This is a genomic window from Streptomyces sparsus (genome assembly GCF_054776295.1).
This window is the reverse complement of sequence record NZ_BAAHCA010001360.1, coordinates 1-954: the sequence shown is the minus strand read 5'-3', so window position 1 is coordinate 954 and position 954 is coordinate 1. Positions and strand designations below refer to the sequence as shown.

Annotated in this window: 1 protein-coding gene; it reads right to left on the bottom strand. The window is 75.1% G+C overall.

All coding sequences use genetic code 11. The features are described 5' to 3' along the window. On the bottom strand, positions 1 to 827 hold an 827-nt coding region (locus tag ACYVE9_RS28425; RefSeq protein WP_461030760.1), incomplete at its 3' end, for a PucR family transcriptional regulator. Between the last annotated feature and the right edge of the window lie 127 nt (positions 828 to 954).

Below are 954 nucleotides of genomic sequence, written 5' to 3'. Positions count from 1 at the left end.
TGCGCGGAGCCCGTGGCGGCCAGCAGGTCACCGACCACCGGACCGGCCACCACAGGGCCGGCGGCGAACGGGCCGATCAGCGACCTGGCCGCCTTCACCGGGTCGTCCGAACCGCCCGCCACCACCACCAGCCGGTTGCCGAGCACCCCGGTGAGCACCTGGAGCTTGGCGTGCCGCGCCGCCCGCCGGATCGCCTCCACGGTCAGCTCGCTGTCGCCGTCCGGAGCCGTGCCCAGCACCACCGCGACGTGCTCGGGCGCGTTCCAGCCCAGCGCCGCGGCCCGCGACACGGCACCCTCGTCCGCCTCACCGGACAGCACCGCGTTGACCACCAGCGACTCCAGCCGGGCGTCCCACGCGCCGCGCGCCTCGGCGGCCTGCGCGTAGACCTGGGCGGTGGCGAACGCGATCTCCCGCGCGTACACGAGCAGCGCCTCGCGCAGCACCGACTCGTCCCCCGGAGCGGCGACCTCGTCGATCGCCGTCTCGACCACCTCGATCGTGGTGCGGACCATCTCGACGGTCTGCCGCAGGGTGATCGCACGCGTCAGTTCGCGCGGCGCGGTACCGAACACGTCGGTGCTGATCGCCTGGGGGGCCTCCGGGTGCCGGAACCACTCGGTGAACGCCGCGATGCCCGCCTGCGCGACCAGCCCGATCCAGGACCGGTTCTCCGGCGGCATCGCCCGGTACCAGGAAAGCTGGTCGTCCATCCGCGTGATGGCGGCTGCGGCGAGCTTGCCGGCGGACTGCTCCAGCCGCCGCAGCGTCCCGGAGTGAGGATGCGCGGGGGTCGGGCTCGGGGTGGTCTCAGCGGGTTCGGGCACGGCACAAGCCTGCCTCATGAAACGCCCGCCACGGGACACGGGTGCACGACGGGCACCCGCCCGGCCCGGTCCCGACGGCCACCCGACGGTGCCTCGGCGGCCGTCACACGGCGGCGGCAGCCCCCCG